This window comes from Pseudomonas kitaguniensis, assembly GCF_009296165.1.
Classification (GTDB): domain Bacteria; phylum Pseudomonadota; class Gammaproteobacteria; order Pseudomonadales; family Pseudomonadaceae; genus Aquipseudomonas; species Aquipseudomonas kitaguniensis.
Genome location: NZ_VUAZ01000021.1, coordinates 18,095 through 43,576 on the forward strand (window position 1 = coordinate 18,095; position 25,482 = coordinate 43,576).

Consider the following 25,482-nt stretch of genomic DNA (forward strand, 5'->3'; position numbering starts at 1 on the left):
ACGGGTGGCGGCGATGGCGTTGTGGGTGGCCGCAAGTGCTGCTCAGGCGCAAACCCTCACTCTTGATGCAGCCCTGCAAACCGCCTTCGCCAACAACCCCGACCTGGCCGCCGCACAATGGGAAATCGAAATTGCCCAAGGCGCTCGCCAGCAGGCGGGCTTGATCCCCAACCCGGTGGCCTCGTGGGATGCCGAAGACACTCGGCGTAGCACGCGCACCACCACCGTCAAACTCAGCCAAACCCTGGAACTGGGCGGCAAACGCGGTGCGCGGATTGACGTGGCGACCGGCGCTCAGGACGCTGCCGCGCTGACGTTGGAGCAGCGTCGCAACGGCCTGCGCGCCGATGTGATCGACAGCTACTACGGCGCCTTGCGTGCTCAGGAGCGCCTCGACCTGGCGCAACGCTCGATGGCCGTTGCCGAGCGTGGCCTGGTTGTCGCGAAGGGGCGCGTGACTGCCGGCAAATCATCGCCGGTGGAAGCCACCCGCGCGCAGGTGCAGTTGTCGCAGATTCGCCTGGAGCTGAATCGCGCGCAGATCGGCCTAAGCGATGCCTACCGCCGCCTCGCCGCCAGCACCGGCAGCGCCGCGCCTGAGTTTCAGGCCGTGGCTACACAACGCCAGTCTGCGCCGCCGTTGCCGGCTTCCGCAGCATTGCTCGCGCGTCTTGAGCAAACCACCGAGGTGCGTTTGGCCGAGCTGCATATCCGCCAGAGCGAGGCCAGCGTCGGCCTGGAAAAAGCCCAGCGCATTCCCGACCTCGATGTGTCGATCGGCAGCCAATACGACGCCAGCGTGCGTGAGCGGGTGAACCTGGTGGGCGTGTCGATGCCGATCCCTTTGTTCAACCGCAACCAGGGCAACGTGCTGGCCGCCAGCCGCCGCGCCGATCAGGCCCGCGACCAGCGTAACGCCGTCGAACTGCGCCTGCGCACCGAAACGCGCCAGGCCCTGGACCTGTGGCAAACCGCAGAGACCGAAGTGCGCACCTTCAACGAACAGATCCTGCCCGCCGCGCAAAACGCCGTGGACAGCGCCACGCGCGGTTTCGAAATGGGCAAATTCAATTTTATCGACGTGCTCGACGCCCAGCGCACCTTGATCGCTGCACGCACCGACTACCTCACGGCGACCGCTCAGGCCACCGAAGCGTGGGTGCGTATCGAACGGATTTACGGCGACCTTGCCCGGTTTTGATTTTTTCTGGAGCCACCTATGAATACAAAGTACGCCACGGCGCTGGCCGTGGCCCTGGGCCTGATGCTGTGCGGTTTTGCCAGCGCCGACGAAGAAGAAGGCGAACTCGAACTCACCGAACAGCAGATCCAGGCTGCAGGTATTCAACTCGCCGAGGCCCAACCCCGCGCGATCAGCACGCTGCTCACGCTGCCGGGGGAAGTGCGCTTTGATGAAGACCGCACCTCGCACATCGTGCCGCGTGCGGCCGGCGTGGTGGAGTCGGTCATGGTCAACCTCGGCCAGTCGGTGAAAAAAGGTGAGTTATTGGCCGTGATCGCCAGCCAGCAAATTTCCGATCAGCGCAGCGAACTGGCCGCCAGCGTGCGCCGGGTTGAACTGGCGCGCACTACCTTTCAGCGCGAGCGCCAACTGTGGAAGGACGAAATCTCTGCCGAGCAGGATTACCTGCTGGCGCGCCAGACCTTGCAAGAAGCCGAGATTGCGCTGAACAACGCCCGCCAAAAGATGACCGCTCTCAGTGGCAGCGCGGTATTGGTGGGCGGCAATCGCTACGAGCTGCGTGCGCCGTTCGCCGGCGTGGTGGTCGAAAAACACCTGGGTGTGGGCGAGGTCGTCAGTGAAACCAGCAACGCCTTCATCCTCTCGGACCTGTCTCAGGTGTGGGTCACCTTCGGTGTGTTCCCCAAGGACCTGAACAAGGTACGCGTGGGCAAACCGGTGAACGTCAGCTCTACCGAAATGGGCACCGAGGTGCGCGGCACCGTGGCGTACGTTGGCAATTTGCTGGGTGAGCAAACGCGTACGGCCACCGTGCGCGTGGCGGTGCCCAACCCCGACGACACGTGGCGCCCGGGGCTGTTTGTGACCGTGCAAGTGGCCACCGACACCTACCAGGCGAAAGTCACCGTGCCGCAAAGCGCGATCCAGACCGTTGAGGACAAACCCTCGGTGTTCGAACGCACGGAGCACGGTTTTGTTACCCGTCACCTTGAGCTGGGCGTGAGTGAAAACGGCTACGTCGAAGTGCGCAAAGGCCTGAATGCCGGCGCGCAGGTGGCCACCGTCGGCAGCTTCGTTCTCAAGTCCGAACTGGGCAAAGGCTCGGCCGAGCACGCCCATTGATCCTGCGAGTGATTCCCCATGTTTGAGCGCCTTATTCAATTTGCCATCGAGCAGCGCATCATCGTGCTGTTGGCGGTGCTGTTAATGGCCGGTGTCGGTATCGCCAGCTATCAGAAGTTGCCCATCGACGCGGTGCCCGACATCACCAATGTGCAGGTGCAGATCAATTCGGCGGCGGCCGGGTTTTCGCCGCTGGAAACCGAACAGCGCATTACCTTTCCAATCGAAACCGCGATGGCCGGGTTGCCGGGGTTACAGCAGACACGCTCGTTGTCGCGCTCCGGTCTGTCGCAGGTGACGGTGATTTTCAAAGACGGCACCGACCTGTTTTTCGCCCGCCAGTTGGTCAACGAGCGCCTGCAAGTTGCTCGCGAACAACTACCCACCGGCATCGAAACGGCGATGGGGCCGATTTCCACCGGGCTCGGGGAGATTTTCCTGTGGACGGTTGAGGCCGAAGACGGCGCGCGCAAAGAGGATGGCACGCCGTACACGCCGACCGACCTGCGGGTGATTCAGGACTGGATCATCAAGCCGCAACTGCGCAACGTGCCGGGTGTGGCCGAGATCAACACCATCGGCGGCTTCGCCAAGGAATACCAGATCGCCCCGGACCCCAAGCGTCTGGCGGCGTACAACCTGACGCTGGGCGATTTGGTCACGGCGCTTGAGCGCAACAACGCGAATGTCGGCGCCGGTTACATCGAGCGCAGCGGCGAACAGTTGTTGATCCGCGCACCGGGGCAGGTGGCGTCGATTGATGACATTGCCAACATCGTCATCACCACCTCGGGTGGCACGCCGATTCGCGTGCGCAATGTGGCGGAAGTTGAAATCGGCCGCGAGCTGCGCACCGGCGCCGCCACCGAAAATGGCCGGGAAGTGGTGCTGGGCACGGTGTTCATGTTGATCGGCGAGAACAGCCGCACCGTGTCCCTGGCGGTGGCGAAAAAGCTCGAAGAAATCAACCGTTCGCTGCCTGAAGGCGTCGTGGCGGTGACCGTCTACGACCGTACCAACCTGGTCGAAAAAGCCATTGCCACGGTGAAGAAAAACCTCTTCGAAGGTGCACTGCTGGTCGTCGCCGTGCTGTTCCTGTTTTTGGGCAATATCCGCGCGCGCTGATTACCGCGATGGTGATTCCGCTGGCAATGTTGTTCACCTTTACCGGGATGTTCACCCACAAAGTCAGCGCCAACCTGATGAGCCTCGGCGCGTTGGACTTCGGCATTATCGTCGACGGCGCGGTGGTGATTGTCGAGAACGCCATCCGCCGCCTGGCCCACGCGCAGCAGCGCCACGGGCGGCTGCTGACGCGCAGCGAGCGCCTGCACGAAGTGTTCGCGGCGGCCAAAGAGGCGCGACGCGCGTTGATCTTCGGGCAACTGATTATCATGGTGGTGTACCTGCCGATCTTTGCCCTCACCGGCGTGGCCGGGAAGATGTTCCACCCCATGGCCTTCACCGTGGTGATCGCGCTGTTGGGCGCGATGATTTTGTCGGTGACCTTTGTGCCGGCGGCGATTGCGTTGTTCGTTACCGGCAAGGTCAAGGAACAAGAAAACCTGGTGATGCGCACGGCACGCCGGGCCTACGCGCCGGTGCTGGATTGGGTGATGACGCGCCGCCCGCTGGTGTTCGGCCTGGCGCTGCTGACCATCGTGGTTTCGGGCGCAGTGGCCAGCCGCATGGGCAGCGAATTTATCCCCAGCCTCAGTGAGGGCGACTTCGCCCAGCAGGCGCTGCGCGTGCCGGGCACCAGCCTGACGCAATCGGTGCAGATGCAGCAGCAACTGGAAAAAACCTTGATGGCGCAGGTGCCCGAAATCGAGCGCGTGTTCGCGCGTACCGGCACCGCAGAAATCGCCTCCGACCCGATGCCGCCGAATATTTCCGACAGCTACCTGATGCTTAAACCCAAGGAGCAGTGGCCTGACCCGAACAAGTCCCGCGAGGTGCTGATCGCCGACATTCAGCGCGCCAGCGCGATAGTTCCCGGCAGTGCGTATGAACTGTCGCAACCGATCCAACTCAGGTTTAACGAGCTGATTTCCGGGGTGCGCAGTGATGTCGCGGTCAAGGTGTTTGGTGACGACATGGCGGTGCTGAACAAGACCGCTGCGGAAATCGCCGAGACCTTGCAAAAGCTTGAGGGCGCCTCGGAAGTAAAAGTAGAACAAACCTCCGGCCTGCCGGTGCTGACCATCAATATCGACCGCGACAAGGCCGCGCGTTTTGGCCTGAACGTCGGCGATGTGCAGGACACCATTGCCGTCGCGGTGGGTGGTCGCCAGGCCGGAACATTGTATGAAGGTGATCGGCGTTTCGACATGGTTGTGCGGTTGTCCGACGCGCTGCGCACCGACATCGAAGGGCTTTCGCGGTTGCTGATCCCGGTGCCGGCGCTGGCCAGCAATGCGTCAGGCCAATTGGGCTTTATCGCCTTGTCGCAAGTCGCCAGCCTGGACCTGGTACTCGGCCCCAACCAGATCAGCCGCGAGAACGGCAAGCGCCTGGTGATTGTCAGCGCCAACGTGCGCGGGCGCGACATCGGCTCGTTTGTCGAAGAGGCCGAGTCCGCCATCAGCCGCGAGGTAAAGGTGCCTGCGGGTTATTGGACCACGTGGGGCGGCCAGTTCGAACAGTTGAAGGAAGCGTCCGAGCGTTTGCGCGTGGTGGTGCCGGTAGCATTGCTGCTGGTGTTCGGGTTGTTGTTCATGATGTTTAACAGCCTCAAGGACGGCTTGCTGGTGTTTACCGGCATTCCTTTTGCGTTGACCGGCGGCATCATGGCGTTGTGGTTGCGCGATATTCCGCTGTCGATTTCGGCAGGGGTCGGGTTTATCGCGCTGTCGGGCGTGGCCGTGCTTAACGGCTTGGTGATGATCGCGTTCATCCGCAACTTGCGCGAGGAAGGGCGTTCGTTATCCGTGGCGATCAACGAAGGCGCGCTGACCCGCTTGCGCCCGGTGTTGATGACCGCGCTGGTGGCGTCTCTCGGGTTTATTCCGATGGCGTTGGCCACCGGCACCGGCGCTGAAGTGCAGCGGCCATTGGCGACGGTGGTGATCGGCGGGATTATTTCTTCTACGTTGCTGACCTTGCTGGTGCTGCCGGCGCTGTACCAGTGGGCGCATCGCAAGGAAGAGGAAACACCAGGCGAAACTGCGTAACACCACCGGGCGGGCTGCGTACCTCAGCCTGCCCCTGGTGCAAGGTCATGATCGACTGCACGATGGCCAGGCCCAGGCCGGTGCCGCCCTCGGTGCGTGCGCGGCTGCTGTCGACGCGGTAGAAACGTTCGAACAGGAGTGGCAAGTGTTGCGCCTCGATCCCGGGGCCTGGGTTACTCACCGACACAGACACCTCGTCCGCATACGTCTCCACCCACAGCGAAATATGCGCGCCCGCCGGGCTGTGGCGGATCGCATTCGACAGCAGGTTCGAGAGTGCACGTTGAATCATCAAGCGGTCGCCCTGCACTTGGGCATCGCCGCTGAGGGTGACGGTGAGTTGTTTGTCTTCGGCGCTCAAGGCGAACAAATCCATCACCCTATTTGCCTCAACCGCCAGCGACACGGCGGTGAATGAAGCCCGCGCCGCCGGGTGGCTGACCTGCGCCAGAAACAGCATATCGGAGACAATGCGCGCCAGGCGCTCCAACTCCTCGCTGTTGGATTCCAGCACCGTTTTGTACTCCTCTGGCGGGCGCTGGCGCGAGAGTGTCACCTGCACCTTGCCCATCAGGTTGGTCAGCGGCGCGCGTAATTCGTGGGCAAGGTCATCAGAGAATTGCGACAGTTGCTGCACGCCCGCGTCCAGCCGGTTGAGCATCACGTTAAAGCCTTGCGCCAGCTCGCCCAGCTCATGCGGCAGGTTGTCGACGGCCAAGCGATGGGTCAGGTTTTGCGTGGTGACTTTGGCCGCCACATGGCTGAACTGTTTCAACGGTGCGAGCCCGCGTTGCACCAGCCACCAGGCACCCATGCCGATCAGCAGCAGCAGCAGCGGCAGCGCGATTACCGTGGCGCGCAGGTAAGCACTGAGCAGCGCCTGGTCGTCCATGCGGTCCAGCGACAACAGCACGCGTACGCGCTCGCCGCTGGCCAGGCGCATCAGGCTGGAAGCCGTCAGCACTTGGTTGTCATTGTTGTCGGCCCAATTGCGGTAGCCGAGGGTTTCGCGCGGCGAGAAGTCTGTCAGCAACGGCTCTTGAGGCTTGGCGCCGATGCTCAGCAGCACGCTTTCGTCGGGCGCGGTGCCGACGATGGTCAGGTAGAAATTGTCATGCCCGATGACCAGGTCCAGCAGTGAATGCGGGCGGGCGCGGATGGCGCGGGCATCCATGCCTTGGGACAGGCTGTGCTGGATCTGTTCCATCTTGCTTTCGAGGCCCTTGCGCGCGAGTTTTTCCAGCTCGTGTGTCAGGGCCAGGTACGCCAGCGTCGCGAGCAACAGCACCAGGCCTGCGCCCATCAAGCTGACCGTCAAGCCCAGGCGCATCGACAAACTGCCGGGTTTCATGCGCGCACCTCCAGCACATATCCCACGCCGCGAATGGTGTGTATCAGCTTGACCTCGCTTTGGTCATCGACCTTGGCGCGCAGGCGGCTGATGGAGACTTCCACCACGTTGGTGTCGCAGTCGAAATTCATGTCCCACACCAGCGAAATAATCTGTGTGCGGGTCAGCACTTCGCCGGTCTGGCGCATCAACACCTGCAGCAGGGCGAATTCCTTGGTGGTCAGGTCGATACGCCGGGTGCCGCGGTACGCGCGATGGCGGCGGGGGTCGAGTTCCAGGTCCGCGACACGGAACACTTCCGGCTGCGGAATATGCTCGCTGCGCCGCAACAGCGTGCGTACGCGTGCGAGTAATTCGGGAAACTCGAAGGGTTTTACCAGGTAATCATCGGCGCCCATGTCGAGGCCCTTGATCTTGTCGGCCAACCTCCCACGGGCGGTCAGCATCATCACGCGTTGGCTGCCATTGCGGCGCAATTGTTCGAGCACTTCCCAGCCATCCTTGCCCGGCAGGTTGACGTCAAGAATCACCAGCTCGTAGGCGTGTTGCCCGGCGAGGTGCAGGCCGTCGATGCCATTGGCTGCACAGTCGACCACATAGCCACTTTCATTCAGGCCTTGTTGCAGGTAGTCGGCGGTTTTTTGCTCGTCCTCAACCACAAGGATACGCATAGGGATTTACCTTTTACTGATGAGAGAAGGGCGCCATTTCCCTATGGAGTCAGGTGTCTTTGGAGTAGGAGAATTCTGAATCGTGAAGTAGCTTCAGGGTCAACTGCGACCATTGGTCGCGACCCTCCAGCAACGTGAAAAAAAAAACGCCCCAGCGGGGCGTTAAAATTCATCTCTTTCCAAAGGAGCTACACAACCGCTTCAGAGATGAATGTGCTCGGTTAAAACAAAGTGTGTACGAGTATATAAAGCTAAACTTAACGGCAAGCTGGGGCGAATATTACAGTTTTGATAGATGGCAAACTGTGAGCAGATGTTAGTTAACCGCTAACAACTGTAAGCGCTCACCGGCATGCTTGTTCAAAGTGCCAGTAATGGGTACTCGGCGATCAAGCGGATCTCTTCAAGGTCGGACTCGAATGCACTTGAGCGCACGGTGGCCTGACGCAACCGCAGCGACAAATCCTTCAGGTTGCCGCTTTGCACCACGTACTTGGCCTCGACGTCGCGCTCCCAGCGGCGTTGATCAGTCAGCGGGTTGCCCGCTGCATCACGGCGCATGTACACCGAGTTGGCATTGCTGTAATCGGCGCCGGTGCCTTTTGCGTAACGGGTCATGAACGACAGGCCGGGAATGCCGAAGGTGTGCATGTCCAGATCGTAACGCAGCATCCACGAGCGCTCCTTGGGCGAGTTGAAATCGCTGTACTGGATCGAGTTATTGAGAAAGATCGAGTCCGACTGGCGCAGGTAATCGAAGTCGTCATCGCCGTTATTGCGCTGATGCGACAACGCCACGCTGTGCGCGCCGGCCTTTACCCCGAGCCTTGCGCTCCAGATGGAGTTGTCGAATTTACCCAGCCGCTGTTTACCTTCGTCCACCGCCTTGTAGTAATTGAAGTCGCCGAATAACGACACATCGTCGGTCAGCGGGTAACTGGCGGTGGTGCCGAGGTAATACTGATCCCACGCATCCTTCAACCGGCTGCTGTACAGGCTTACGCCGAGGTGTTTGTTGAGCTGGTAATCGCCGCCGAAATAGCCGACCCAAGGCGAGTCGACCTTGCCCGCATAGAACGTCGCAAAGCTATTGTTCATACCGCTTTCGCTGGGTTGGCTCATGCCGCTCAGGTGTCCGCCTTGCACGCTCAACCCTTCAACGCTGGTGTTGTGTACGGTGACGCCGCGAAAGCTTTGCGGCAATAGACGCGAGTCGCCAGCGGCCACCACCGGCGTGGCGGGGAATACATCGCCGGCTTTGATAACGGTGTCGAGTACGCGAAATTTCGCCGCGCCACCGACTTTGCTGTAGCTGCTTTGCGGGTGATTGTTGCTGTCTACCGACAGCACGCCGAACGAGCCCTTGCCGCCGCTGCGGCCGGTGCCGGAGTCGAGTTTGAGGCCGTACATCACAAATGCATCCAGGCCAAAACCCACGGTGCCTTGGGTAAAGCCGGATTCGAATGTGCCGATCAAGCCTTGTGCCCACGCCTCGGAATACCCATTGCCGGTGGGGCTGGACTGGCCCTTGCGGTCATCGCGGTTGAAGTAAAAATTGCGTGCCAGCACGTTGGTGCTGCTGCCTTCGATGAAACCTTCGGGCGTGTCTTCCACGGCTGCGGCTGCCAGGGGCAGTACGGCTAACAGTGAAAGGGGAAGTGTATAAGCAATAATGCGCATGTTTCGCTCCTGGGTGTTGGCAGTTATCGGCTGCTTATTGGCGTGGGCGTTCTTATTGATTTGGCCCGGGCTGATAGTTGCAAACAGCGGATAACGACTTCGTTGCGCGAACATTACAAAATTGGAAGCTAGCGGCCCTCTAACAGATACGTAATGTTTTGGTGAACTTGGCGACAGGCTTGATTGAGTAATCTCGTTACTTAACTTTTCAGTCGAGGAACCTGTCATGAACGTTTATAAAATTGGCCTGGGTGTATTAACTGCAGTCTTGTCCTTTGGCGCAGTGGCCGAGGGTGGCGGTGACCGTACCTTTGCCCTGATGATGGAGCGCAATCAAGCAGCCATGGCGGCGTACGCCGAGAAAAAGGGCAAGCCGGCACCCGAGCTGCAGGCGTATCGCTACGGCATGAAGCTGGACATTGCCAACGTGGTCAACGTCACGCCGCCGATCCGTTCGTGCAATCCGGTGCCCTCGCGCATGACCTATGAAGACTCCAGCGGCAAGCTGAACACGCTTGAATATCAAGTGATGGGTGTGTGCCGAAACAACGGCGGTTAATGGATCCAAAAAAACAATCGGGTTTGGCGTTAAAGAGCGCTTCAGAAAACCCCGGCAGCGCCGATGCAGGTCAGGTCTCTCTCCCAATAAGACCATCGGTGTACCATGTTCAACACCCGTTTGAAGCAGGAGCTGTCGGCTCTTCGTGAAGAGTTGTCCAGCTTGAATCAGGTTAAGGAGAGCCTGGAAAGTGAAATGTTGTGCCTGACGCTGGACGCGGAAGGCCGGGTGGAGTGGGCGAACGCCAACTTCCTGCAGGAACTGGCCTATCAGGCGACGAACATTGTGGGGCGCCGGATTGATGACTTGGTGCCGCCACACGTGCGTCAAGACGAATTTCAGCTGCGCTTCAAGAATGCCTTGCTACGCGGTGAACACTTCGCCGGCACCGTGCGCTTGCTGCGGGGTAACGGTAAGGAGGCGTGGTTGCGCTCTATCGTGCAACCGCTGCGTGGCTCGGATGGGCGCGTTCAGCGATTTTCGATTTACTCAAGCGACCTCACCCGCACCATTGAAGCGTCGCGCGATCATGAAAACCTGATCACCGCGCTGGTGCGTTCCACGGCGGTTATCGAGTTCGACCTCGGCGGCCATGTGCTCACTGCCAACGACCGGTTTCTTGGGGGCATGGGCTACAGCCTGGCGCAAATCGTCGGTAAACATCATCGTATGTTCTGCGAGCCTGCGGAATACAACAGCGCTGAATACCAGAATTTCTGGAGCCGCTTGAACGCGGGTGAGTTTGTTGCCGCGCGCTTCAAGCGCATCGACAGCCATGGTCGTGTGGTGTGGCTGGAGGCAACCTATAACCCGGTGCTGGATGCAAATGACCGGCTGTATAAAGTGGTCAAGTTCGCCACGGTGATCACCGACCAGGTCAACCAGGAACAGGCCGTGGCCGAGGCTGCCAATATGGCCTACAGCACCTCGCGGCAGACCGACAGCAGTGCCCAGCGCGGCACCACCGTGGTGACTCAGGCGGTGGACGTGATGCGTGACCTGGCCAAGCACATGCAACAGGCCGGTGATGGCATTGAGGCGCTGAACGCCCAGTCCCAAGTGATCGGCACCATCGTAAAAACCATCAGCGGCATCGCCGAACAAACCAACTTGCTGGCGCTTAACGCGGCCATCGAAGCGGCCCGTGCCGGTGAGCAAGGCCGTGGTTTTGCGGTGGTAGCCGATGAGGTGCGTCAATTGGCCTCGCGTACCAGCAAGGCGACCGAGGAAATCGTCGGTGTGGTGCGTCAAAACCAGGAGACGGTTCGCGACGCGGTGAGCTTGATGACCGAAGGCCGCCTGCAAGCCGAGCACGGCTTGGCACTGGCGACCGAAGCCGGCACGGTGATCGTCGAAATCCAGGACGGTGCGCAAAAAGTGGTCAGCGCGGTCGAGCAATTCGCCAATCAGCTGTCGAGCTGACATGTGGGGCTCATGCTTGAGGTATCGTAGGGTTTTTCTTGCTTAAAGAGCCGATCCTCCATGAGCCCTACTCACCGTCGCCCCGTTCCGCTGTCCAAGGCCTACCGCTTGCTCAACCACGGGCCGACCGTGTTGGTGAGCGCGGCCCACGCTGGCCAGCGCAATATCATGGCCGCGGCCTGGGCCATGCCAGTGGATTTCGAACCGCCCAAAGTTGCCGTGGTACTCGACAAATCCACCTGGACCCGCCACCTCCTGGAAGGCGCAGGCACCTTCGTGCTTCAGGTGCCCTGCGTGGCCCAGGCTGACCTTGTGCAGACGGTCGGTAACATCAGCGGCCGCGACACCGACAAATTCGCCACCTACGACCTGCACACATTCAGTGGCGAACACACCGCAGCGCCGCTGCTGGAAGGGTGCGTGGCGTGGCTGGAATGTCGCGTGCTGCCCGAGCCGCACAACCAGCAAACCTATGACTTGTTCCTCGGTGAAGTGCTCGCAGCGTATGCCGATGTGCGGGTGTTCAGCGACGGGCATTGGCACTTCGACGGTCATGATCAATTGCGCACCTTGCACCATGTGGCGGGCGGGAATTTCATGTCAATCGGCGCGCCGGTGATCGGGCGCCAGTTGTAAACCTTGCCCGCGTGCATCTCAACGCCCGAGCATCTTCACCCAGCGCGACGGCGGCATGCCGTAGGTGCTGCGAAATTGCCGGGTCATATGGCTTTGGTCAGTAAAACCGGCAGTCATCGCCGCGTCCACCAACGGTTGGCCTTGCGCCAGCAGGCTGCGCACCAGGTCCAACCGCCGCATGGTCAAGTAGCGGTAGGGGCTGGTGCCGAATAACAAACGAAAATCGCGCGATAACGCCCAGCGATCACGGCCGCAATGGTCGGCCATTTGATCCAGGCTGATGCTGCGGCCTAACGCGCTGTGAATAAACTCTCTGGCGCGTTCGGCGGCCACGTAATCGAAGGATTTACGGCTGACGATCACGCCCGCCGATGCGCTCAGCGCTTGGGCCAGGTCGTAGAGCGCGTCTTGCTCCTGCAGCGGGTCAATCGGGCAGTCCAGGCTTTGCAGTAACACGTCGCTGGCGCGAAACAACCTCGGGTCCGTCGACAGGCCGTTGTGGATAAACGGTAACGGCCTGCCGCCGAGAATCTGTTGGATCAACGCCGGCTCCACATAAATCATGCGGTACTTGAAGCCTTCCACGCTGCTGGCGCGACCGTCGTGGGTTTCGTCGGGGTGAATCACCATGGTCGTACCGGGCAAGCTGTGGGTCATGCAGCCGCGGTAATGAAAACTCTGCACGCCGAACAGCGTACGCCCGATGGCGTACGTGTCATGGCGATGCGGGTCGAACGCGAACCCGGCAAAGTACGCCTCGATACGGTCTACGCCACTGGCGTGCGGAGCGCGGTGCAGCCAGTCCAGCGTGGAGTTCGGTTTGCCCATGATGGCTTGTCACACATAAATAGCGGTTAAAACACGTTAACCCAGTCTGCGCGGGTTGTGTGGCGAGGTCTTGAACGATTGTGCAGGTTGCCGGCAGGCGGGTTGGGCATCATTTCAAGTGAGCGCATGGGCAGCCTCTACAGCCGCTCGTGCACATGGCTGGACCGGGTTGCCGGTGGTTGTTACCTGTTGTTCGGCGCGCACCTGGTAGCGAATCGTTAAGCGCTTGTATGTCTATGGTGCACCGCGCCGTAACGTCCAGCTTTCACATCCGGTTTGTGCGAGCAATCCACGAGTAGATCAACGTCTTCGGCTCCTCCGGGTTATGCGTCCTTCTGCGGTAACTGGCAAACGCCGGGGATGTGCAATACGTACACACCGCACTGACATCGACCTGCTCGCGCTGAACCCCCGCCGCCTGCAACAGCATCAGTGCGTATGCGCTCAGGTCAAACCAGGCGCTGCCTGTTTGCCTGGCATGCGGTGGCGTAATCTGCGGTGTCAGCAACGGTGCCGGCTGCTCGAAATACCACGGGGCGGGTGCGCCTTGCCACACATGGCCCTGGTCTGCCTGAAACTGCGCGATAAAGCCTTCACTCACCTCATAACAGCACGGTTTGATCGAAGGGCCGATAGCCACCTGCAATTGGTCTGCAGCAAAGCCCTCGGCGGCAAAACGCCGTATGGCCGTGGCGATGATGCCGCCTTGTAAACCCTTCCATCCGCCATGCACCGCAGCGACTTGCTCGGCGTTTTTCGACGCAATAAGAATCGGCAGGCAATCGGCGGTAATCACCGCGATCGGTTGCTGCGTGCGGGTAAACACGCCGTCCGCTTCAAGCGTGTTAGTCGCCTGATCCGGCTGCCATTCAATCACTGACGCGCTGTGCACCTGCTTGCAGATGAACACCGCAGCCGGGCGCAGCGGATCATTGATCGAACAAAAACCGTGATCGATGCCGGGAAGGGCACCGAGATTATTGGCGTGCTGCACGAGGACTTTCTCCGTTGATTAACCGGCTCAATCGCCGAGTGCCTCGCCTTCACGCCGAGGGTCGGCGCCGCCGCTCAGCGACACCTTGCCTTGGGTATCCCGCGTGCGCACGATGGCTTGAATGCCGCTGGTCATGTCGATTTCGCTCAACGCGTGGCCTCGGGCCCTGAGTGCTTGCTTTAACGCCGGGCTGAACAAACCGGCTTCGAGTTCGGTCGCGCCGTTGCGGCTGCCAAAGTTCGGCAGGCTGATGGCGGCTTGCGGATCGAGGTTCCAGTCGAGCATCGCGACCAGCGATTTGCTCACGTATTCGATGATCTGCGAGCCACCCGGTGAACCCACCGTGGCCAGCAACTCACCGCTCTTGCGGTCGAACACCAGGGTTGGCGCCATGGCTGAGCGCGGGCGTTTGCCGGGCTCGACGCGGTTGGCCACGGGCTGGCCGTTTTCTTCGGGGATGAACGAGAAGTCGGTCATCTGGTTGTTCAGCAAAAAGCCCTGCACCATCACGTGGGAGCCGAACGCGGCTTCCACCGTGGTGGTCATCGACACCGCGCCGCCCTGGTCATCGACGGCCACCACTTGCGAGGTGGAAATGCGCAGCGGCGAGCGGTCCGGCGCGTACGCCACCTGGATGCCGGCAGGCGTGCCCGGCGTGGCGGTGCCCATGCTGCGCTCGCCGATCAGCGCGGCGCGTTTGGCCAAGTAATCCGGCGCGACGAGGCCCGCGGTCGGCACCGGCACAAAGTCGGCATCGGCGACGTATAAACCACGGTCAGCGAAGGCCAGTCGACCCGCCTCGGCAAGCAGGTGCACGGCCTCGGGTGTCGGTTCAAGGCCCGCGGGCGATGTGCTTTTCAGCGGTTTCATCGGTGCGATGGCAAGGCGCGGGTCGCGCGCCTCAACGGCCTGCAAGGTGCCGAGGATCTGCGCAACCGCAATCCCGCCCGACGACGGCGGTGGCATGCCGCACACTTGATACTGCTTATAGTCGGTGCACAGCGGCGTGCGCTCTTTGGCGGTATAGGCCGTAAGGTCGGCCTGTGACAGGCTGCCCGCATTGCGGTTGCCCTGGACTTTGCGCGCGATTTCATCGGCAATCGGCCCACGGTACAGCGCGTCCGGGCCTTCCTTGGCGATACGCTTGAACACGGCCGCCAGCGCCGGGTTTTTCAGCAGTGTGCCGGTGGCTTTAGGCGTGCCGTCGGCGTTCAGGAAGTAGGCCGCCATCTCCGGTGACTGCGCGATGTAACGGTCGGCGGCGATCAGCGCGTGCAGGCGCGGGGAAATCGCAAAGCCTTGCTCCGACAAACGAATCGCCGGTTCAAACAGCGTGGCCCATGGCAAGTGCCCGGTCTGCTTGTGCGCCATCTCCAGGGCGCGTAAAACCCCCGGCGTGCCGACCGAACGGCCACCAATTTGCGCTTCGGTAAACGCCATCGGCATGCCGTTGGCGTTCAGGAACAACCGCTCAGTGGCACCGGCCGGCGCCGTTTCGCGGCCATCATACGCGTGCACTTTTTTGCCGTCCCACAGCATGATGAACGCGCCGCCGCCGATGCCGGAAGACTGCGGCTCCACCAGGGTCAACACCGCCTGCATCGCAATCGCTGCATCAATGGCCGAGCCGCCCTGGCGCAACATCTCGCGCCCGGCCTCGGCCGCCAGCGGGTTGGCGGCGGCGGCCATATGGCGCTCGGCGTGGCGGGTGCTGAGGTCGGTGCGATAACCCGAACCCACCTCCGGTGCCGGCGGTTGTTCATTGGCCGGGGTGTGACAGCCGGCCAGGGCGAGGGCGGCGGCAATCATCGACAGTTGACGGCGGGAAATCGAAAACACGCGTTGAACTCCGTTCATTGTGAGAATGATCTGTTGTTCCTGGGGCCGTACTTTTTACACGTAAATGCAGCCTTGCAGGTAAAGCACCGCTGCGCCTGAAATAATCACGCGGTCGCCTTTAAGCTCGCAACGCAACTGCCCACGGCGTGTGCCGCCCTGTTCAGCGGTCAGCAACGACTTGCCCAGGCGCTCGGCCCAGAACGGTGCCAGCGAGGTGTGCGCGGAGCCGGTAACGGGGTCTTCATTGACGCCGACGTTGGGGCCAAACCAACGGGAAATAAAATCAAACCGCGTGCTTTTGGCCGTTACCGCGATCCCGCGTTTGGGCAAGCCTTTGAGGCGCGCGAAGTCCGGTGTCAGGGCTGCAACCTGTGCCTCATCGTCGACCAGAACGATGTAGTCATCGGCGGCAAATACTTGCGCGTGCTCAAGCCCCAACGCGCTCAACAGGCCGCTGGGCGACTCACACTGCTGAGGTTGCCTGGCCGGAAAATCCATCGCCAGTTCGTCGCCATTGCGCGTCACACGTAGCTCGCCGCTGCGGGTGGCAAAACGCAGCACCTCTGGCGCATTCGGCAGTTGATGAATCAACACCCACGCCGCTGCCAGCGTGGCATGGCCGCACAGGTCGACTTCAACCTGAGGGGTGAACCAGCGCAATTCATAGCCTTCGCCCTGCGGCACGAAGAACGCGGTCTCCGACAGATTGTTTTCCTCCGCAATGTGCTGCAATAGCGCGTCAGGCAGCCATTCGGTCAGCGGGCAAACGGCCGCCGGGTTGCCGCCAAAAGGCTGTTGGCTGAAAGCATCGCCTTGGTAGATGTCCAATTTCATCGGGGGCGCTCCTTGTAGGGGAGGCTGGACACTAACAGTGGGCCCGGAGGGCGTCAAAATACAGATACGCAGTTTTTTCGAGCGCATTAGCTGCGTTCAGCCCAGGCGCAACAGCATCGCCCCCGCTGCAATGACGCACGCTGCAACAATGCGCCCTCGCGTGAGATGTTCTTTCAGCACCCACGCCGAGATCACCACGCCAAACAGAATCGACGTTTCGCGCAGCGCCGAAACGCTGGCGATGGGGGCCATGGTCATCGCCCACAGGGCCAAACCGTATGACGCCAGCGTGCCAACCCCGCCGACCACGCCGAGCCGCCAGTGGCGAGTGGCGTAGTCGCAGAACACAGCACGCCGTGTGGCCAGCGCCCAAGCCGCCAGCGGGATGCCGGTCAGCAAAAAAATCCACAGTGTGTAGGCCGCAGGCGCGCCAGATTTGCGCACGCCCACGCCGTCGATAAGCGTGTAGCCCGCGATCACTCCCGCGTTGATCAGGGCCAGCACCACGCCTTTTCGTTGCTCGGCAGATGGCGCAGCGGCCATGCTCAAAATGCCGAGGGAGATCACTGCAATACCCAGCCAAGCGAACGTCGACAAGGCTTCGGACAACACACACACGCTCACCGTGGCCACCAGCAGCGGCGCGGTGCCGCGCATGATCGGGTAGGTTTGGCTCATGTCGGCAATGCGGTAAGTCGAGGCCACCAGCAAGAAATACAGCACCTGAAAAATCACCGATGCGCCGATAAATGGCCAGCTCTGTTTGGCCGGCAGTTCAAGAAACGGAATAACCGCGAAGGCAATCAGGGACGCGATGGAGGTAATCATGCACGTGGTCAGCAACTTGTCGCCGCCACCTTTGACCACTGCATTCCAGGTGGCATGCAGCGCGGCGCCGAGCAGGATGATGGCATATACATGGAGGCTCATTAGGGGTGATTGGCGCGGTTGATCAGCGACGTCAACACGTGGTCGGCCCATGCGCCATTGATCTTGAGGCACGCCCGTTGTGTGCTGATGCCGTGGGTGGGGAATTGACGGTTCACGTTGCGCCTCCGTGGTTGAGGGCGAGTATGCCTCAGGGCTTTTCCCGAGGCATAAAAATCCGCTTGCCGTGGGGTTGCGCCCAGTTCCAGGCGTCCCGGTCTTGCAACGGTGCATATGTCAAATGTGCAGGTCTTTGCAATTTTTTATCGATTTTGTTTCAGTTGCCGGTGAGCGTTCTTGCGCCTGGCGCTCGATCATCCAGCCAGGGTACTCGGCGCTTATGGCACTGGTGCGGTCCAAGGCGGCGATGTCCTCGGTGGTCAACCTCACGGTGCTGGCATGGAGATTGTCGCCCAGTTGGTCAAGCGTCTTGACACCGACGATGACGCTCATGACCCCCTTACGCTGCAATAACCAGGCGAGTGCAATCGCTGAAATAGAGACGCCGTGGGACTGAGCGATGGGTGTCATCACTTCAATGAGTTCATAGACTCGTTCGCGGTTCGCAGGCGGGAAGTCGAATGTTGAACGGCGTGCGCCGGTGGGCTCTTGTGCGGCTCGTGTAAATTTTCCGGATAACAGCCCGCCGGCCAATGGGCTCCATACCATTATCCCCAAGCCCTGATCGTCGCAGAGTGGGATTACTTCGCGCTCCAGATCGCGACTCGTCAGATTGTAATACGCTTGCACCGTCTCGAAACGTGCATATCCGCGTTGCTCGCTGGCGCCAAGCGCTTTCATGATCTGCCACGCAGCGAGGTTGGAGCAGCCCAGGTTACGAATTAGCCCACGTGACACGCAATCGTCGAGCGCACGCAATGTCACTTCTATCGGTGTAATCGAGTCGAAGCCGTGAATTTGATACAGGTCGATGTAGTCGATACCGAGCCGCTTCAGACTCCCTGCGACCTGGTCCAGGATATGGCCGCGTGAGAGCCCGGCAGCGTTCGGGCCGGGTGCCGTTCGGCCGAACACTTTGGTGGCGATGATTACGTCTTCGCGCACGACATTCAGATCCCTCAAGGCTTGCCCCAGCATCACTTCGGACTGCCCTTCCGAGTAGACGTCCGCCGTGTCGAAGAAGTTGATACCCGCGTCTATGGCGCGAGCGACCAGGGCCGTTGCGACTTTTTGCTCAACGGTCCCCACGTTGCGCCAGAAGCCCTGGCCTCCGCTGAATGTCATCGTGCCTAAACACAGTTCTGAGACAAATTGGCCGGTTTTGCCCAACGGTCTGTAGCGCATGGCATGCATCCTTTCTGTCGTTTATCAATTTTTCAGGGTTGCAAAGCGACCCGAGGCGTGGCGTTGCAAGCAACCGAGATTTTGGTCAAGGTGAGCCAGACTGTGAATGCAGCCAAGTCCTGTTTTCTATCGAGATCGTCTGGAGTTTTGAATGGATCCCTTGTCTGACGTTCTTTCACAACTGGATGCCCACAGCTCGTTTTTTGCCGGTCTAGAAGCCGGAGGCGATTGGGCTATTCGGTTTCCCGCGCCTGACGGCATCAAGTTCAACGCGGTGATTGAAGGTTCATGCTGGTTGGTCGTTGAGGATGAGTTGCCTGTTTTGCTGCTCAAGGGGGACTGCTTCCTTTTGTCCAAGCGACGCCCTTTCACGCTGGCCAGTGATCTTGAGATTGAGCCTGTCGAGTCGCAGGAGGTTTATCGTGATGCAAAGAACGGAATTGCGCGTTACCAGCAACGAAGCGGTTTTTTTCTTATCGGTGGACGCTTCGGGTTTTGTGAAGAGGCGAGACTGTTGTTTGATGGCTTACCTGCGGCTATCGTCGTCAATGGTGAGTCCGACCAAGCGTGTGTACTTCAGTGGGCATTGCTGCGACTGGCAAGCGAACTTCCCAGCACGCTGCCGGGTGCTTCTTTGATCGTTCGACAATTGGGGCACATGATGTTGGTGCACGTGCTTCGATTGTATCTCTCATCCGGGCAAGTGCATTCGCCGGGCTGGTTGATGGGCTTGTCCGACCTGAAGGTCAATGCGGCTATTCAGGCGATACATGCCGCGCCTCAGCGCCGCTGGACAGTCCATGAGCTGGCAAGGGTGGTGGGTATGTCGCGTTCCAACTTAGCGTTGCGTTTCAAGCAGAAGGTCGGCATGGGACCGCTCGCCTATGTGCTTCAGTGGCGAATGCAATTGGCGGGTCGTGAGTTGCGAAAACATCAGGGAAGCATTTCTTCGATCGGCCAATCGCTGGGTTACGACTCCGATAGCGCTTTCAGTAATGCCTTCAAGCGCGTTATGGCGTGCTCGCCTCGCGAGTACCGGGAGCGGCAGAGCCAGGTTGCTGGTGTTGTACGATGAAATCGATAAAGGCACGTAGCGCAGGCACCATTTGGCGTTGGCTGGGGTAGTACAAATAGAAGCCTGGAAAGCTCGGGGTCCACTCTTTAAGAATGTGGATCAGCTTCCCGGTGGCTATTAGTTCTGCAACCTGGTGCTGGAACAGGTACGCAATACCAACGCCATCCAGCGCGACTTGAGTGAGCATTTCCGGTTCTGTCACTACCAACGGACCTTGGGCATCTATTTCCAATAGCTCACCGTTACGCTCGAACTCCCACCGATAAAGGCTGCCGTCCGTAGGCCAGCGGTAGGCCAGGCATTGATGGTTCGCCAAGTCCTGAGGTGTAAGCGGGGTACCACAGCGCGCCAGATAATCTGCCGACGCCACGACCATCATTTCCAGATGGCCGCCCAGCTCATGGGACACCATATCGCGGTCCAGCTTTTTGCCGAGCCTTACGCCCGCATCGAACCCCCCGGCAACAATATCCACCAAGCGTTCATCGGTGACTATATCGAATTGAACACCTGGGTAAGCCCTTAGAAAAGGCCCGATCAATGGCGCAAGATAATGGGTGGCAGCAACTCGAGTGGTGTTAATCCGCAAGACCCCGCATGGGCCATCACTGGGCTCTTTCAGCCGGGCAAGTGCCTTATCCAGTGAGGTCAGTGCGGGAATAAGGTCCGCCAGTAGCCTTGCGCCTATCTCGGTGGGCGAGACGCTGCGAGTCGTGCGGTTGACCAACAGAACGCCCAGGCGTTCTTCCATAGTGCGGATTGTCTGGCTTAAGGCTGAAGCGGACATGCCCAAGTGTGCGGCTGCGCGAACAAAACTTCCCTGCTGAATCACGGCGGCGAACGCTTGGAGTTGGGCATATTCATTGCCGCGCATTGTGTCCACTTCCTTAATAGGTAATGCGGATAATAGCGCATTATCAAATGGATCCAATTACGCAATACTGCTTCGCATCGAGCTTTTTACGTCGGCAATGGAGGTAGAGCAGTGAGCAGATTTTCTGGAAAACGCATCTTGATTACCGGTGGCACCAGTGGCATGGGGCTGGCAGGCGCCAAGCGTATTACTGAAGAAGGCGGCCGCGTTGCAGTCACCGGTTACCGCCGCGAGCATCTCGAAGAGGCCGCGGATATTCTGCCTTCTGATGCATGGGTGCTCAAAAACGATGCGTCGGATCCTGCCGCGATAGCGCAACTTGCAGATGTAGTGAAAGAGATGGGCGGGCTTGACGGCCTTTGGCTGAACGCGGGCTACGCGCAAGTAGGCTCGATTGAGGACACCGATGCAGAGTTTTTCGATCGCATGATGAGCGTTAACGCGAGAGGGCCGTTGCTTCAAATAGCCAAGTTGAAGGACCTGCTTTCTCCAAACGCATCCATTGTCTTGACATCGTCGACTTCAGCCTATGAATCAGCGCCCATGGCCAGCGTCTATGCGGCGACCAAAGGGGCGATGATTTCGATGGCTCGCTGCTGTGCCGCGGCATTGGGGGAACGGGGGATCAGGGTCAATGTGCTGGTTCCAGGCCCGATAGATACTAACTTCCGAAACTTTATGGCCGCCGAAGTTCGCCGGCAGTTCGAAGATGGGTTGGTCAATCAACTACCCTTGCGGCGAGTCGGTACCGCTGCCGAGGCGGCGGCGGTCGCGTTGTTCTTGTTGTCGGATGACTCGTCTTACGTCACAGGTAGCCAATATGCCGTGGATGGTGGCTTGATGATGCGTTGAGAGTATCAACGCGTTGCTTGAGACCGATTCAGGATGGCACAGCGAAGGGGTCAATCGAGAAATGATCAGATCGACCTTCACGTCTTGAAATTCGATTTACCCGATACGCAGTGAGTCAGGTGCACGCATGAAGCTTTGGTTTCAATGTTGCGTCGTATGCAAATTTTCCTCGCAGTCAGCCGTGGCACTAGAGAGTCAAATCTCTTATGAGTGGCTGTTAACTCGCTAAAAGGTATGCGTAAGGGATGACTTATGGGCGGCAATAATGGGTTTTTTCACTGGTTGGCGGATTATCGTCTGAGAATGCTGGCGGTAGATTCCTCGGCGCAAGCGCTAGACATAATCAAGGGTGAGACGCTGTGCAACGGTTTTGACGTGTTTGTGTTTGGCGTAAAAAAAGCCACACCGTTTACCCGACCCAATACACGATTGCGCGGGACCTGTCCTGAGGCCTGGATGGATATCTATCGGGACAAGAACTACGGCGCGATCGATCCGACTATCGAGCAGGCGCTGCGCACCACCCGGATGGTGGTGTGGAACGACGAGTTGCGTGAGGAAAACCCGATTTTTTTTGGCGAAGCCAGAAAGTTTGGGTTGCGCGAAGGGGTGACCTTATCCAACAAGGGGCCGGATAATACCATTCGGTTTCTATCCTTTTCCCGTAGCCAGGGCGCAGTCTCTGAGGCAGAAGGGACTAAGATTGTTCTTGGCTTCAAGTGGATGATGGATATCCTCGTGGAAACCTTGATGCGCATCCATGACGATGTCCTTGTCGGCGAGGGTGCCAGCCTGACCCGACGTGAAAAAGAGATACTGCAATGGACTGCAGACGGAAAGAGCTCCGGGGAAATATCGATGATTCTGGATATCTCGGAGAATACGGTAAACTTTCATTTGAAGGGTATTCAACGGAAGTTCCATGCGCCCAATAAAACATTTGCGGCTGCTTATGCCGCCGCGCAAGGCCTGCTTTAATAATTGCAGTGTCCGTGACGTTTAAATAGTTTTAACGCTGAGGAACGAGTAACTCTTCCTGGTGGGCTGCTCTTTGGGCAGTGTCGACCGATAAACAGCCACTGGCGTATTGTCTCTTAGGGCGATCTTATTAAAGATCCGCTTTTTTTTTGCGTGTTTTATATGGGCTACCTACCAATACTGGTAGGTTGTAATGCCTTGTAACACTTGTTACTTTTTGTTTCATCGTTGATTCATCAACTAAGCCATTCGTTGAGTCTGAAGTAACAACTTCAGTTTCAGTTGTCGAAGGCTTTTAAAGTAGCGAGCAGCGTGCTGGCCACGTCAAGGGAGATCCTATGCAGGATTTTAGTTTCAGTCATATAGAAAATCACCTCGGGCCTGCCACAGATCGCTTCTTTGGAGGCGGTTTCAAACATGTGCAGTATGGCACTAGGCACTTGAGCCTTACTGAGAGCGCGGTGGTGTCGAGCGTCAGGTTGAGTTATCCCGAGGGCTGGTCAAAAAAAATCGGTAGCGGTGAACTTGTACCGCATTTGAGCACCCTTGATGCGTTGGCAATTGCCATTAATCTGTGCCAGGACATTCTACTGAAAACTTTCAAAAATATTGATTGTTTTTGGGTGAAAAAAATATCCATTAAGGCTGGGAAGAAGCCAGAAGAAGACCTGCGTGATATCCAGGCGCAGATGACTGAAGAAAGCACGTACGTTGATTCCGATGGAGATACGCACTTTATTTTTCATGGTCGTGTTGGCGTCATGGCGTTGCAGTTAGAAGTGATCATGCCTGCTGCTTATGCGGCCGACATTGACCGCGAGAATGTTGGGCATAGTTATTATGCTCTGGGGTTCAGAAAGCGCACCCAATTAATCGACGATATTGTCTTTGATTCGCCACTTAAGGCAGTATCGAAACTTGTGGTGGTTGATGATGAGCCGGATTTGCCCAGCAGTGGAATTGAGGCCGATTACCCTCATGTCGTAACGCCGATCGACGCATTTGTCAGTCACTTGCAAATTGCTCAAGTGCTTCTTTATAAACTGGATGGTTTGCAGCGTGGCGAATCGAACACCCTGTGGATGAGAGCCACGCATATTACCGCCGAAGACCCAGCGAAGCGCAGCGCTACAGCTCGGGTATTAATGACGGAACTCAAGGGTGCCAATATTATTTCGGTCAAGGGCGAAGACTGGCGAGTGGCCGAGATAGTCGGGCATTTGAGCGGTATGACTGTGTCGTGTTCAGTGGCGCATCTATTACCCTGCTAGGAGTGCACCATGGGCGTTCGTATCGCTGGCTTGGGAGGCGCTCTGCCGCCTCTTGAAGTGACAAATGAAGACCTTGAAAAGCGACTTGATACGACCAGTGAATGGATTGTCAGCCGTACCGGCATATTAAAGCGTTATGCGGTGACGGAGGGGATTTCAACCAGTGACCTGGCTTACCAGGCGGCCCAGGCGGCAATAGAAAACGCCTCAGGCAACGCGCGGATTGACATGCTGATTCTGGCCACCACTACACCAGATCGCCGCTGTCCGGCAACGGCGCCTAAAGTCGCAGAGAAACTGGGGCTACGCGGCATCAGCGCCTTTGACGTGAATGCTGTGTGTTCAGGTTTTATCTATGCCTTGCAAATAGGTACTGCGTCTATCAAGGCTGGGTTTGCCAAACGTGTGCTGGTGATTGGTGCTGATGTTTTCTCCGCCATCATCAACAAGGAAGACCGGTCGACGGTCCCCATTTTCGGCGATGGGGCCGGAGCGATCATTCTTGAAGAGTCCGAGTTCAATGAAGTGCTGGACGTCGAGACTGGCAGTGATGGGTCTCTGGAGGAACTGATCACCGTTCGCGCCGGAGGTGTGGAATCGAAAGTGAATGCCGGGGCAGGGCACCCTGATGATATTTACTTCTCCATGAGTGGTAAGGAGGTCTTCTCTCGCGCCATCAAGTGCATGAATGACTCGGTCGTTGGTTTGCTGGAACGAAATAAACTGAGTAGTCAGGATATCGATTGCCTGGTCCCGCATCAGGCCAATTTGCGCATTATCAAAACATTGGCCGAACAACTCGGCGTGCCTTACGAACGCGCGGCGGTTTCGCTGGATCAGTTTGGCAATACTTCGGCTGCGTCTATACCCCTGGCGCTGACTCAAGCGTGCATGAACGACACGATTAAACGTCATGATCGCGTTGTCTTGACAGCGTTTGGAGGGGGCGTGACGTGGGGCTCGGCGTTATTGAGTTGGCCCGCGTTGAACAGTGTTCCATTCATCAAAAAAATGAGCGCGACAGAGGTGATCCAATGAAAGATAAATTGATTGAAGCTATCACGGTGATGTTGAAAGACAAGTATCAAGTTCCCGCTTTGCAATTACACGCAGAGGCAGTATATGAGGAACTGAGCCTGGACTCACTGACGCTGTTGGAAGTTTCAATGGCGCTGGAGCGAGGCTTTGATATTAAAGTGCCGGATGGCACGATTCTGCCAGAGCACACCATCGCCAAGTCAGTGGACAGTATCTTGTTGAATAATGCCGCCTGATGATTATTGTCATTATCAGGCATGGTGAAACGCCACAAAACTTGCGTGGCGTTTTTCAGGGGCAGTCTGACCCTGACCTGGATGATGTCGGCAAAGAGCGGTTTAAGGAAATCGGCAGGCTGCTCAAGGACGAGCAATGGGATGCCATTTATAGCTCTAACTATAAACGGTCCGTGGCCTCTGCAGATTTTCTGACCGCTGACGTTCAGGTGCCGAGATTTATTTCCACGGAGTTTACCGAGCGCCACTTGGGCGTGCTGGATGGTGGGGTCAAAGCGTCTCTCTTGGCGGCGGATCCCGACCTGTCGGAAAAGTTAATGACACTTGACTACGCCCCCTTCAAGGGGGAGTTAGGAAGTTTAGCTCTGGCGCGATTTGTACGGGGAATACGCACCGTCGCAACTGAGCACTTTGGCCGGGTGGTCATCGTTTCTCATGGCGGTATTGTTGCACTGTTCGCGCACTTCGTACTGGGGCTGCCCCGGACTTCCTGTTTTCTGGAACACGGTCATGCTTTGGTTTTAAGCATCTCAGGGTCTGAGATGAGTCTGGTGGGCATGAACCTGCCACCCGACGCATTAGTATTTAATCTAAGGGACTACGGGAGTTAGCA

Annotated in this window: 22 protein-coding genes and 2 pseudogenes; 14 read left to right on the forward strand and 10 right to left on the reverse strand. The window is 58.6% G+C overall.

Annotated elements, in window-relative coordinates; translation table 11 throughout:
* The first annotated feature begins 13 nt into the window (after positions 1 to 13).
* From F0169_RS04670 to F0169_RS04680, 3 genes and pseudogenes are all read left to right on the forward strand, one after another.
* Complete coding sequence (locus F0169_RS04670) at positions 14 to 1,201, forward strand: TolC family protein (RefSeq protein ID WP_241679054.1); 1,188 nt, start codon at positions 14 to 16, stop codon at positions 1,199 to 1,201.
* An 18-nt stretch (positions 1,202 to 1,219) separates the two neighbouring features.
* Positions 1,220 to 2,326, forward strand: coding sequence for an efflux RND transporter periplasmic adaptor subunit (locus F0169_RS04675; protein ID WP_152745817.1), 1,107 nt, complete (start codon positions 1,220 to 1,222; stop codon positions 2,324 to 2,326).
* An 18-nt stretch (positions 2,327 to 2,344) separates the two neighbouring features.
* A pseudogene (locus tag F0169_RS04680) lies at positions 2,345 to 5,499 on the forward strand (CusA/CzcA family heavy metal efflux RND transporter).
* On the opposite strand, the gene F0169_RS04685 reads toward F0169_RS04680, so the two are convergent.
* The 3 genes from F0169_RS04685 to F0169_RS04695 form a co-directional block, all read right to left on the reverse strand.
* A complete protein-coding gene (locus F0169_RS04685) occupies positions 5,414 to 6,850 on the reverse strand; it encodes a heavy metal sensor histidine kinase (protein ID WP_122249607.1) in 1,437 nt (478 codons plus the stop codon). The pseudogene F0169_RS04680 and the gene F0169_RS04685 sit on opposite strands and share 86 nt — an antisense overlap.
* Positions 6,847 to 7,521, reverse strand: a complete 675-nt coding sequence (locus F0169_RS04690) for a heavy metal response regulator transcription factor (protein ID WP_058411494.1) — start codon at positions 7,519 to 7,521, stop codon at positions 6,847 to 6,849. Before F0169_RS04690 ends, F0169_RS04685 begins: the two co-directional genes overlap by 4 nt.
* A gap of 360 nt (positions 7,522 to 7,881) precedes the next feature.
* A complete protein-coding gene (locus F0169_RS04695; RefSeq protein ID WP_152745819.1) occupies positions 7,882 to 9,201 on the reverse strand; it encodes an OprD family porin in 1,320 nt (439 codons plus the stop codon).
* A gap of 226 nt (positions 9,202 to 9,427) precedes the next feature.
* Here F0169_RS04695 and F0169_RS04700 point away from each other — a divergent pair, with 226 nt between their 5' ends.
* From F0169_RS04700 to F0169_RS04710, 3 genes are all read left to right on the forward strand, one after another.
* Complete coding sequence (locus F0169_RS04700; protein ID WP_152745821.1) at positions 9,428 to 9,760, forward strand: DUF2790 domain-containing protein; 333 nt, start codon at positions 9,428 to 9,430, stop codon at positions 9,758 to 9,760.
* A 105-nt stretch (positions 9,761 to 9,865) separates the two neighbouring features.
* Complete coding sequence (locus F0169_RS04705) at positions 9,866 to 11,182, forward strand: methyl-accepting chemotaxis protein (protein ID WP_152745823.1); 1,317 nt, start codon at positions 9,866 to 9,868, stop codon at positions 11,180 to 11,182.
* A gap of 60 nt (positions 11,183 to 11,242) precedes the next feature.
* Positions 11,243 to 11,818: a flavin reductase family protein gene (locus F0169_RS04710; protein WP_122249604.1), complete on the forward strand. Its 576-nt coding sequence runs from the start codon at positions 11,243 to 11,245 to the stop codon at positions 11,816 to 11,818.
* An 18-nt stretch (positions 11,819 to 11,836) separates the two neighbouring features.
* Here the strand turns inward: F0169_RS04710 and F0169_RS04715 are convergent, their stop codons facing one another.
* Positions 11,837 to 12,646 carry an AraC family transcriptional regulator gene (locus F0169_RS04715; protein WP_058411490.1) on the reverse strand — a complete coding sequence of 270 codons (810 nt, stop codon included), beginning with the start codon at positions 12,644 to 12,646 and terminating at the stop codon, positions 11,837 to 11,839.
* Positions 12,647 to 12,754: 108 nt separating this feature from the next.
* Between F0169_RS04715 and F0169_RS04720 the strand changes: the two are divergent.
* Positions 12,755 to 12,868: pseudogene (locus F0169_RS04720) on the forward strand (lysine transporter LysE); the annotation flags it as partial.
* Between the two features lie 43 nt (positions 12,869 to 12,911).
* On the opposite strand, the gene pgeF reads toward F0169_RS04720, so the two are convergent.
* From pgeF to F0169_RS04750, 5 genes are all read right to left on the reverse strand, one after another.
* The gene (gene pgeF, locus F0169_RS04725) at positions 12,912 to 13,640 is read right to left on the reverse strand and encodes a peptidoglycan editing factor PgeF (RefSeq protein WP_172979327.1); all 729 of its coding nucleotides are present in this window, start codon (positions 13,638 to 13,640) and stop codon (positions 12,912 to 12,914) included.
* A gap of 27 nt (positions 13,641 to 13,667) precedes the next feature.
* Complete coding sequence (gene ggt, locus F0169_RS04730) at positions 13,668 to 15,497, reverse strand: gamma-glutamyltransferase (protein ID WP_152745825.1); 1,830 nt, start codon at positions 15,495 to 15,497, stop codon at positions 13,668 to 13,670.
* Positions 15,498 to 15,533: 36 nt separating this feature from the next.
* Positions 15,534 to 16,313, reverse strand: coding sequence for a PhzF family phenazine biosynthesis protein (locus F0169_RS04735; protein WP_152745828.1), 780 nt, complete (start codon positions 16,311 to 16,313; stop codon positions 15,534 to 15,536).
* A gap of 96 nt (positions 16,314 to 16,409) precedes the next feature.
* Entirely contained in the window at positions 16,410 to 17,243 is an 834-nt protein-coding gene (locus tag F0169_RS04740) for an EamA family transporter (RefSeq protein ID WP_152745830.1), read from the reverse strand.
* A gap of 234 nt (positions 17,244 to 17,477) precedes the next feature.
* Positions 17,478 to 18,545, reverse strand: a complete 1,068-nt coding sequence (locus F0169_RS04750) for an aldo/keto reductase (protein ID WP_152745834.1) — start codon at positions 18,543 to 18,545, stop codon at positions 17,478 to 17,480.
* A gap of 151 nt (positions 18,546 to 18,696) precedes the next feature.
* Between F0169_RS04750 and F0169_RS04755 the strand changes: the two genes are divergently transcribed.
* A complete protein-coding gene (locus F0169_RS04755; RefSeq protein ID WP_152745836.1) occupies positions 18,697 to 19,620 on the forward strand; it encodes an AraC family transcriptional regulator in 924 nt (307 codons plus the stop codon).
* Here the strand turns inward: F0169_RS04755 and F0169_RS04760 are convergent.
* Complete coding sequence (locus tag F0169_RS04760) at positions 19,556 to 20,494, reverse strand: LysR substrate-binding domain-containing protein (RefSeq protein WP_152745838.1); 939 nt, start codon at positions 20,492 to 20,494, stop codon at positions 19,556 to 19,558. The genes F0169_RS04755 and F0169_RS04760 overlap by 65 nt on opposite strands.
* Before the next feature lie 111 nt (positions 20,495 to 20,605).
* On the opposite strand from F0169_RS04760, the gene F0169_RS04765 reads away from it, so the two are divergent.
* The 6 genes from F0169_RS04765 (at position 20,606) to F0169_RS04790 (ending at position 25,480) form a co-directional block, all read left to right on the forward strand.
* On the forward strand, positions 20,606 to 21,346 hold the full coding sequence (locus F0169_RS04765) for an SDR family oxidoreductase (RefSeq protein ID WP_172979328.1): 741 nt from the start codon (positions 20,606 to 20,608) through the stop codon (positions 21,344 to 21,346).
* 252 nt (positions 21,347 to 21,598) lie between these two features.
* Positions 21,599 to 22,324 carry an autoinducer binding domain-containing protein gene (locus F0169_RS04770; protein ID WP_152745840.1) on the forward strand — a complete coding sequence of 242 codons (726 nt, stop codon included), beginning with the start codon at positions 21,599 to 21,601 and terminating at the stop codon, positions 22,322 to 22,324.
* A 338-nt stretch (positions 22,325 to 22,662) separates the two neighbouring features.
* Positions 22,663 to 23,595, forward strand: coding sequence for an AvrD family protein (locus tag F0169_RS04775; protein ID WP_152745842.1), 933 nt, complete (start codon positions 22,663 to 22,665; stop codon positions 23,593 to 23,595).
* Positions 23,596 to 23,604: 9 nt separating this feature from the next.
* Positions 23,605 to 24,633: a beta-ketoacyl-ACP synthase III gene (locus F0169_RS04780; protein WP_152745844.1), complete on the forward strand. Its 1,029-nt coding sequence runs from the start codon at positions 23,605 to 23,607 to the stop codon at positions 24,631 to 24,633.
* Positions 24,630 to 24,869, forward strand: a complete 240-nt coding sequence (locus F0169_RS04785) for a phosphopantetheine-binding protein (RefSeq protein WP_152745846.1) — start codon at positions 24,630 to 24,632, stop codon at positions 24,867 to 24,869. Before F0169_RS04780 ends, F0169_RS04785 begins: the two co-directional genes overlap by 4 nt.
* Positions 24,869 to 25,480, forward strand: a complete 612-nt coding sequence (locus F0169_RS04790) for a histidine phosphatase family protein (protein ID WP_152745848.1) — start codon at positions 24,869 to 24,871, stop codon at positions 25,478 to 25,480. Before F0169_RS04785 ends, F0169_RS04790 begins: the two co-directional genes overlap by 1 nt.
* Positions 25,481 to 25,482 lie beyond the last annotated feature (2 nt).

Bases quoted from the DNA above. Each gene is read 5' to 3' on its own strand.
- F0169_RS04785 (WP_152745846.1), top strand. From the start codon at position 24,630: ATGAAAGATAAATTGATTGAAGCTATCACGGTGATGTTGAAAGACAAG.
- F0169_RS04760 (WP_152745838.1), bottom strand. From the start codon at position 20,494: ATGCGCGGCAATGAATATGCCCAACTCCAAGCGTTCGCCGCCGTGATT.
- F0169_RS04710 (WP_122249604.1), top strand. From the start codon at position 11,243: ATGAGCCCTACTCACCGTCGCCCCGTTCCGCTGTCCAAGGCCTACCGC.
- F0169_RS04685 (WP_122249607.1), bottom strand. From the start codon at position 6,850: ATGAAACCCGGCAGTTTGTCGATGCGCCTGGGCTTGACGGTCAGCTTG.
- F0169_RS04690 (WP_058411494.1), bottom strand. From the start codon at position 7,521: ATGCGTATCCTTGTGGTTGAGGACGAGCAAAAAACCGCCGACTACCTG.
- F0169_RS04780 (WP_152745844.1), top strand. From the start codon at position 23,605: ATGGGCGTTCGTATCGCTGGCTTGGGAGGCGCTCTGCCGCCTCTTGAA.
- F0169_RS04700 (WP_152745821.1), top strand. From the start codon at position 9,428: ATGAACGTTTATAAAATTGGCCTGGGTGTATTAACTGCAGTCTTGTCC.
- F0169_RS04705 (WP_152745823.1), top strand. From the start codon at position 9,866: ATGTTCAACACCCGTTTGAAGCAGGAGCTGTCGGCTCTTCGTGAAGAG.
- F0169_RS04790 (WP_152745848.1), top strand. From the start codon at position 24,869: ATGATTATTGTCATTATCAGGCATGGTGAAACGCCACAAAACTTGCGT.
- F0169_RS04670 (WP_241679054.1), top strand. From the start codon at position 14: ATGGCGTTGTGGGTGGCCGCAAGTGCTGCTCAGGCGCAAACCCTCACT.
- ggt (WP_152745825.1), bottom strand. From the start codon at position 15,497: ATGAACGGAGTTCAACGCGTGTTTTCGATTTCCCGCCGTCAACTGTCG.
- F0169_RS04750 (WP_152745834.1), bottom strand. From the start codon at position 18,545: ATGCGCTACAGACCGTTGGGCAAAACCGGCCAATTTGTCTCAGAACTG.
- F0169_RS04755 (WP_152745836.1), top strand. From the start codon at position 18,697: ATGGATCCCTTGTCTGACGTTCTTTCACAACTGGATGCCCACAGCTCG.
- F0169_RS04675 (WP_152745817.1), top strand. From the start codon at position 1,220: ATGAATACAAAGTACGCCACGGCGCTGGCCGTGGCCCTGGGCCTGATG.
- F0169_RS04715 (WP_058411490.1), bottom strand. From the start codon at position 12,646: ATGGGCAAACCGAACTCCACGCTGGACTGGCTGCACCGCGCTCCGCAC.
- F0169_RS04740 (WP_152745830.1), bottom strand. From the start codon at position 17,243: ATGAGCCTCCATGTATATGCCATCATCCTGCTCGGCGCCGCGCTGCAT.
- F0169_RS04735 (WP_152745828.1), bottom strand. From the start codon at position 16,313: ATGAAATTGGACATCTACCAAGGCGATGCTTTCAGCCAACAGCCTTTT.
- F0169_RS04775 (WP_152745842.1), top strand. From the start codon at position 22,663: ATGCAGGATTTTAGTTTCAGTCATATAGAAAATCACCTCGGGCCTGCC.
- F0169_RS04695 (WP_152745819.1), bottom strand. From the start codon at position 9,201: ATGCGCATTATTGCTTATACACTTCCCCTTTCACTGTTAGCCGTACTG.
- F0169_RS04770 (WP_152745840.1), top strand. From the start codon at position 21,599: ATGGGCGGCAATAATGGGTTTTTTCACTGGTTGGCGGATTATCGTCTG.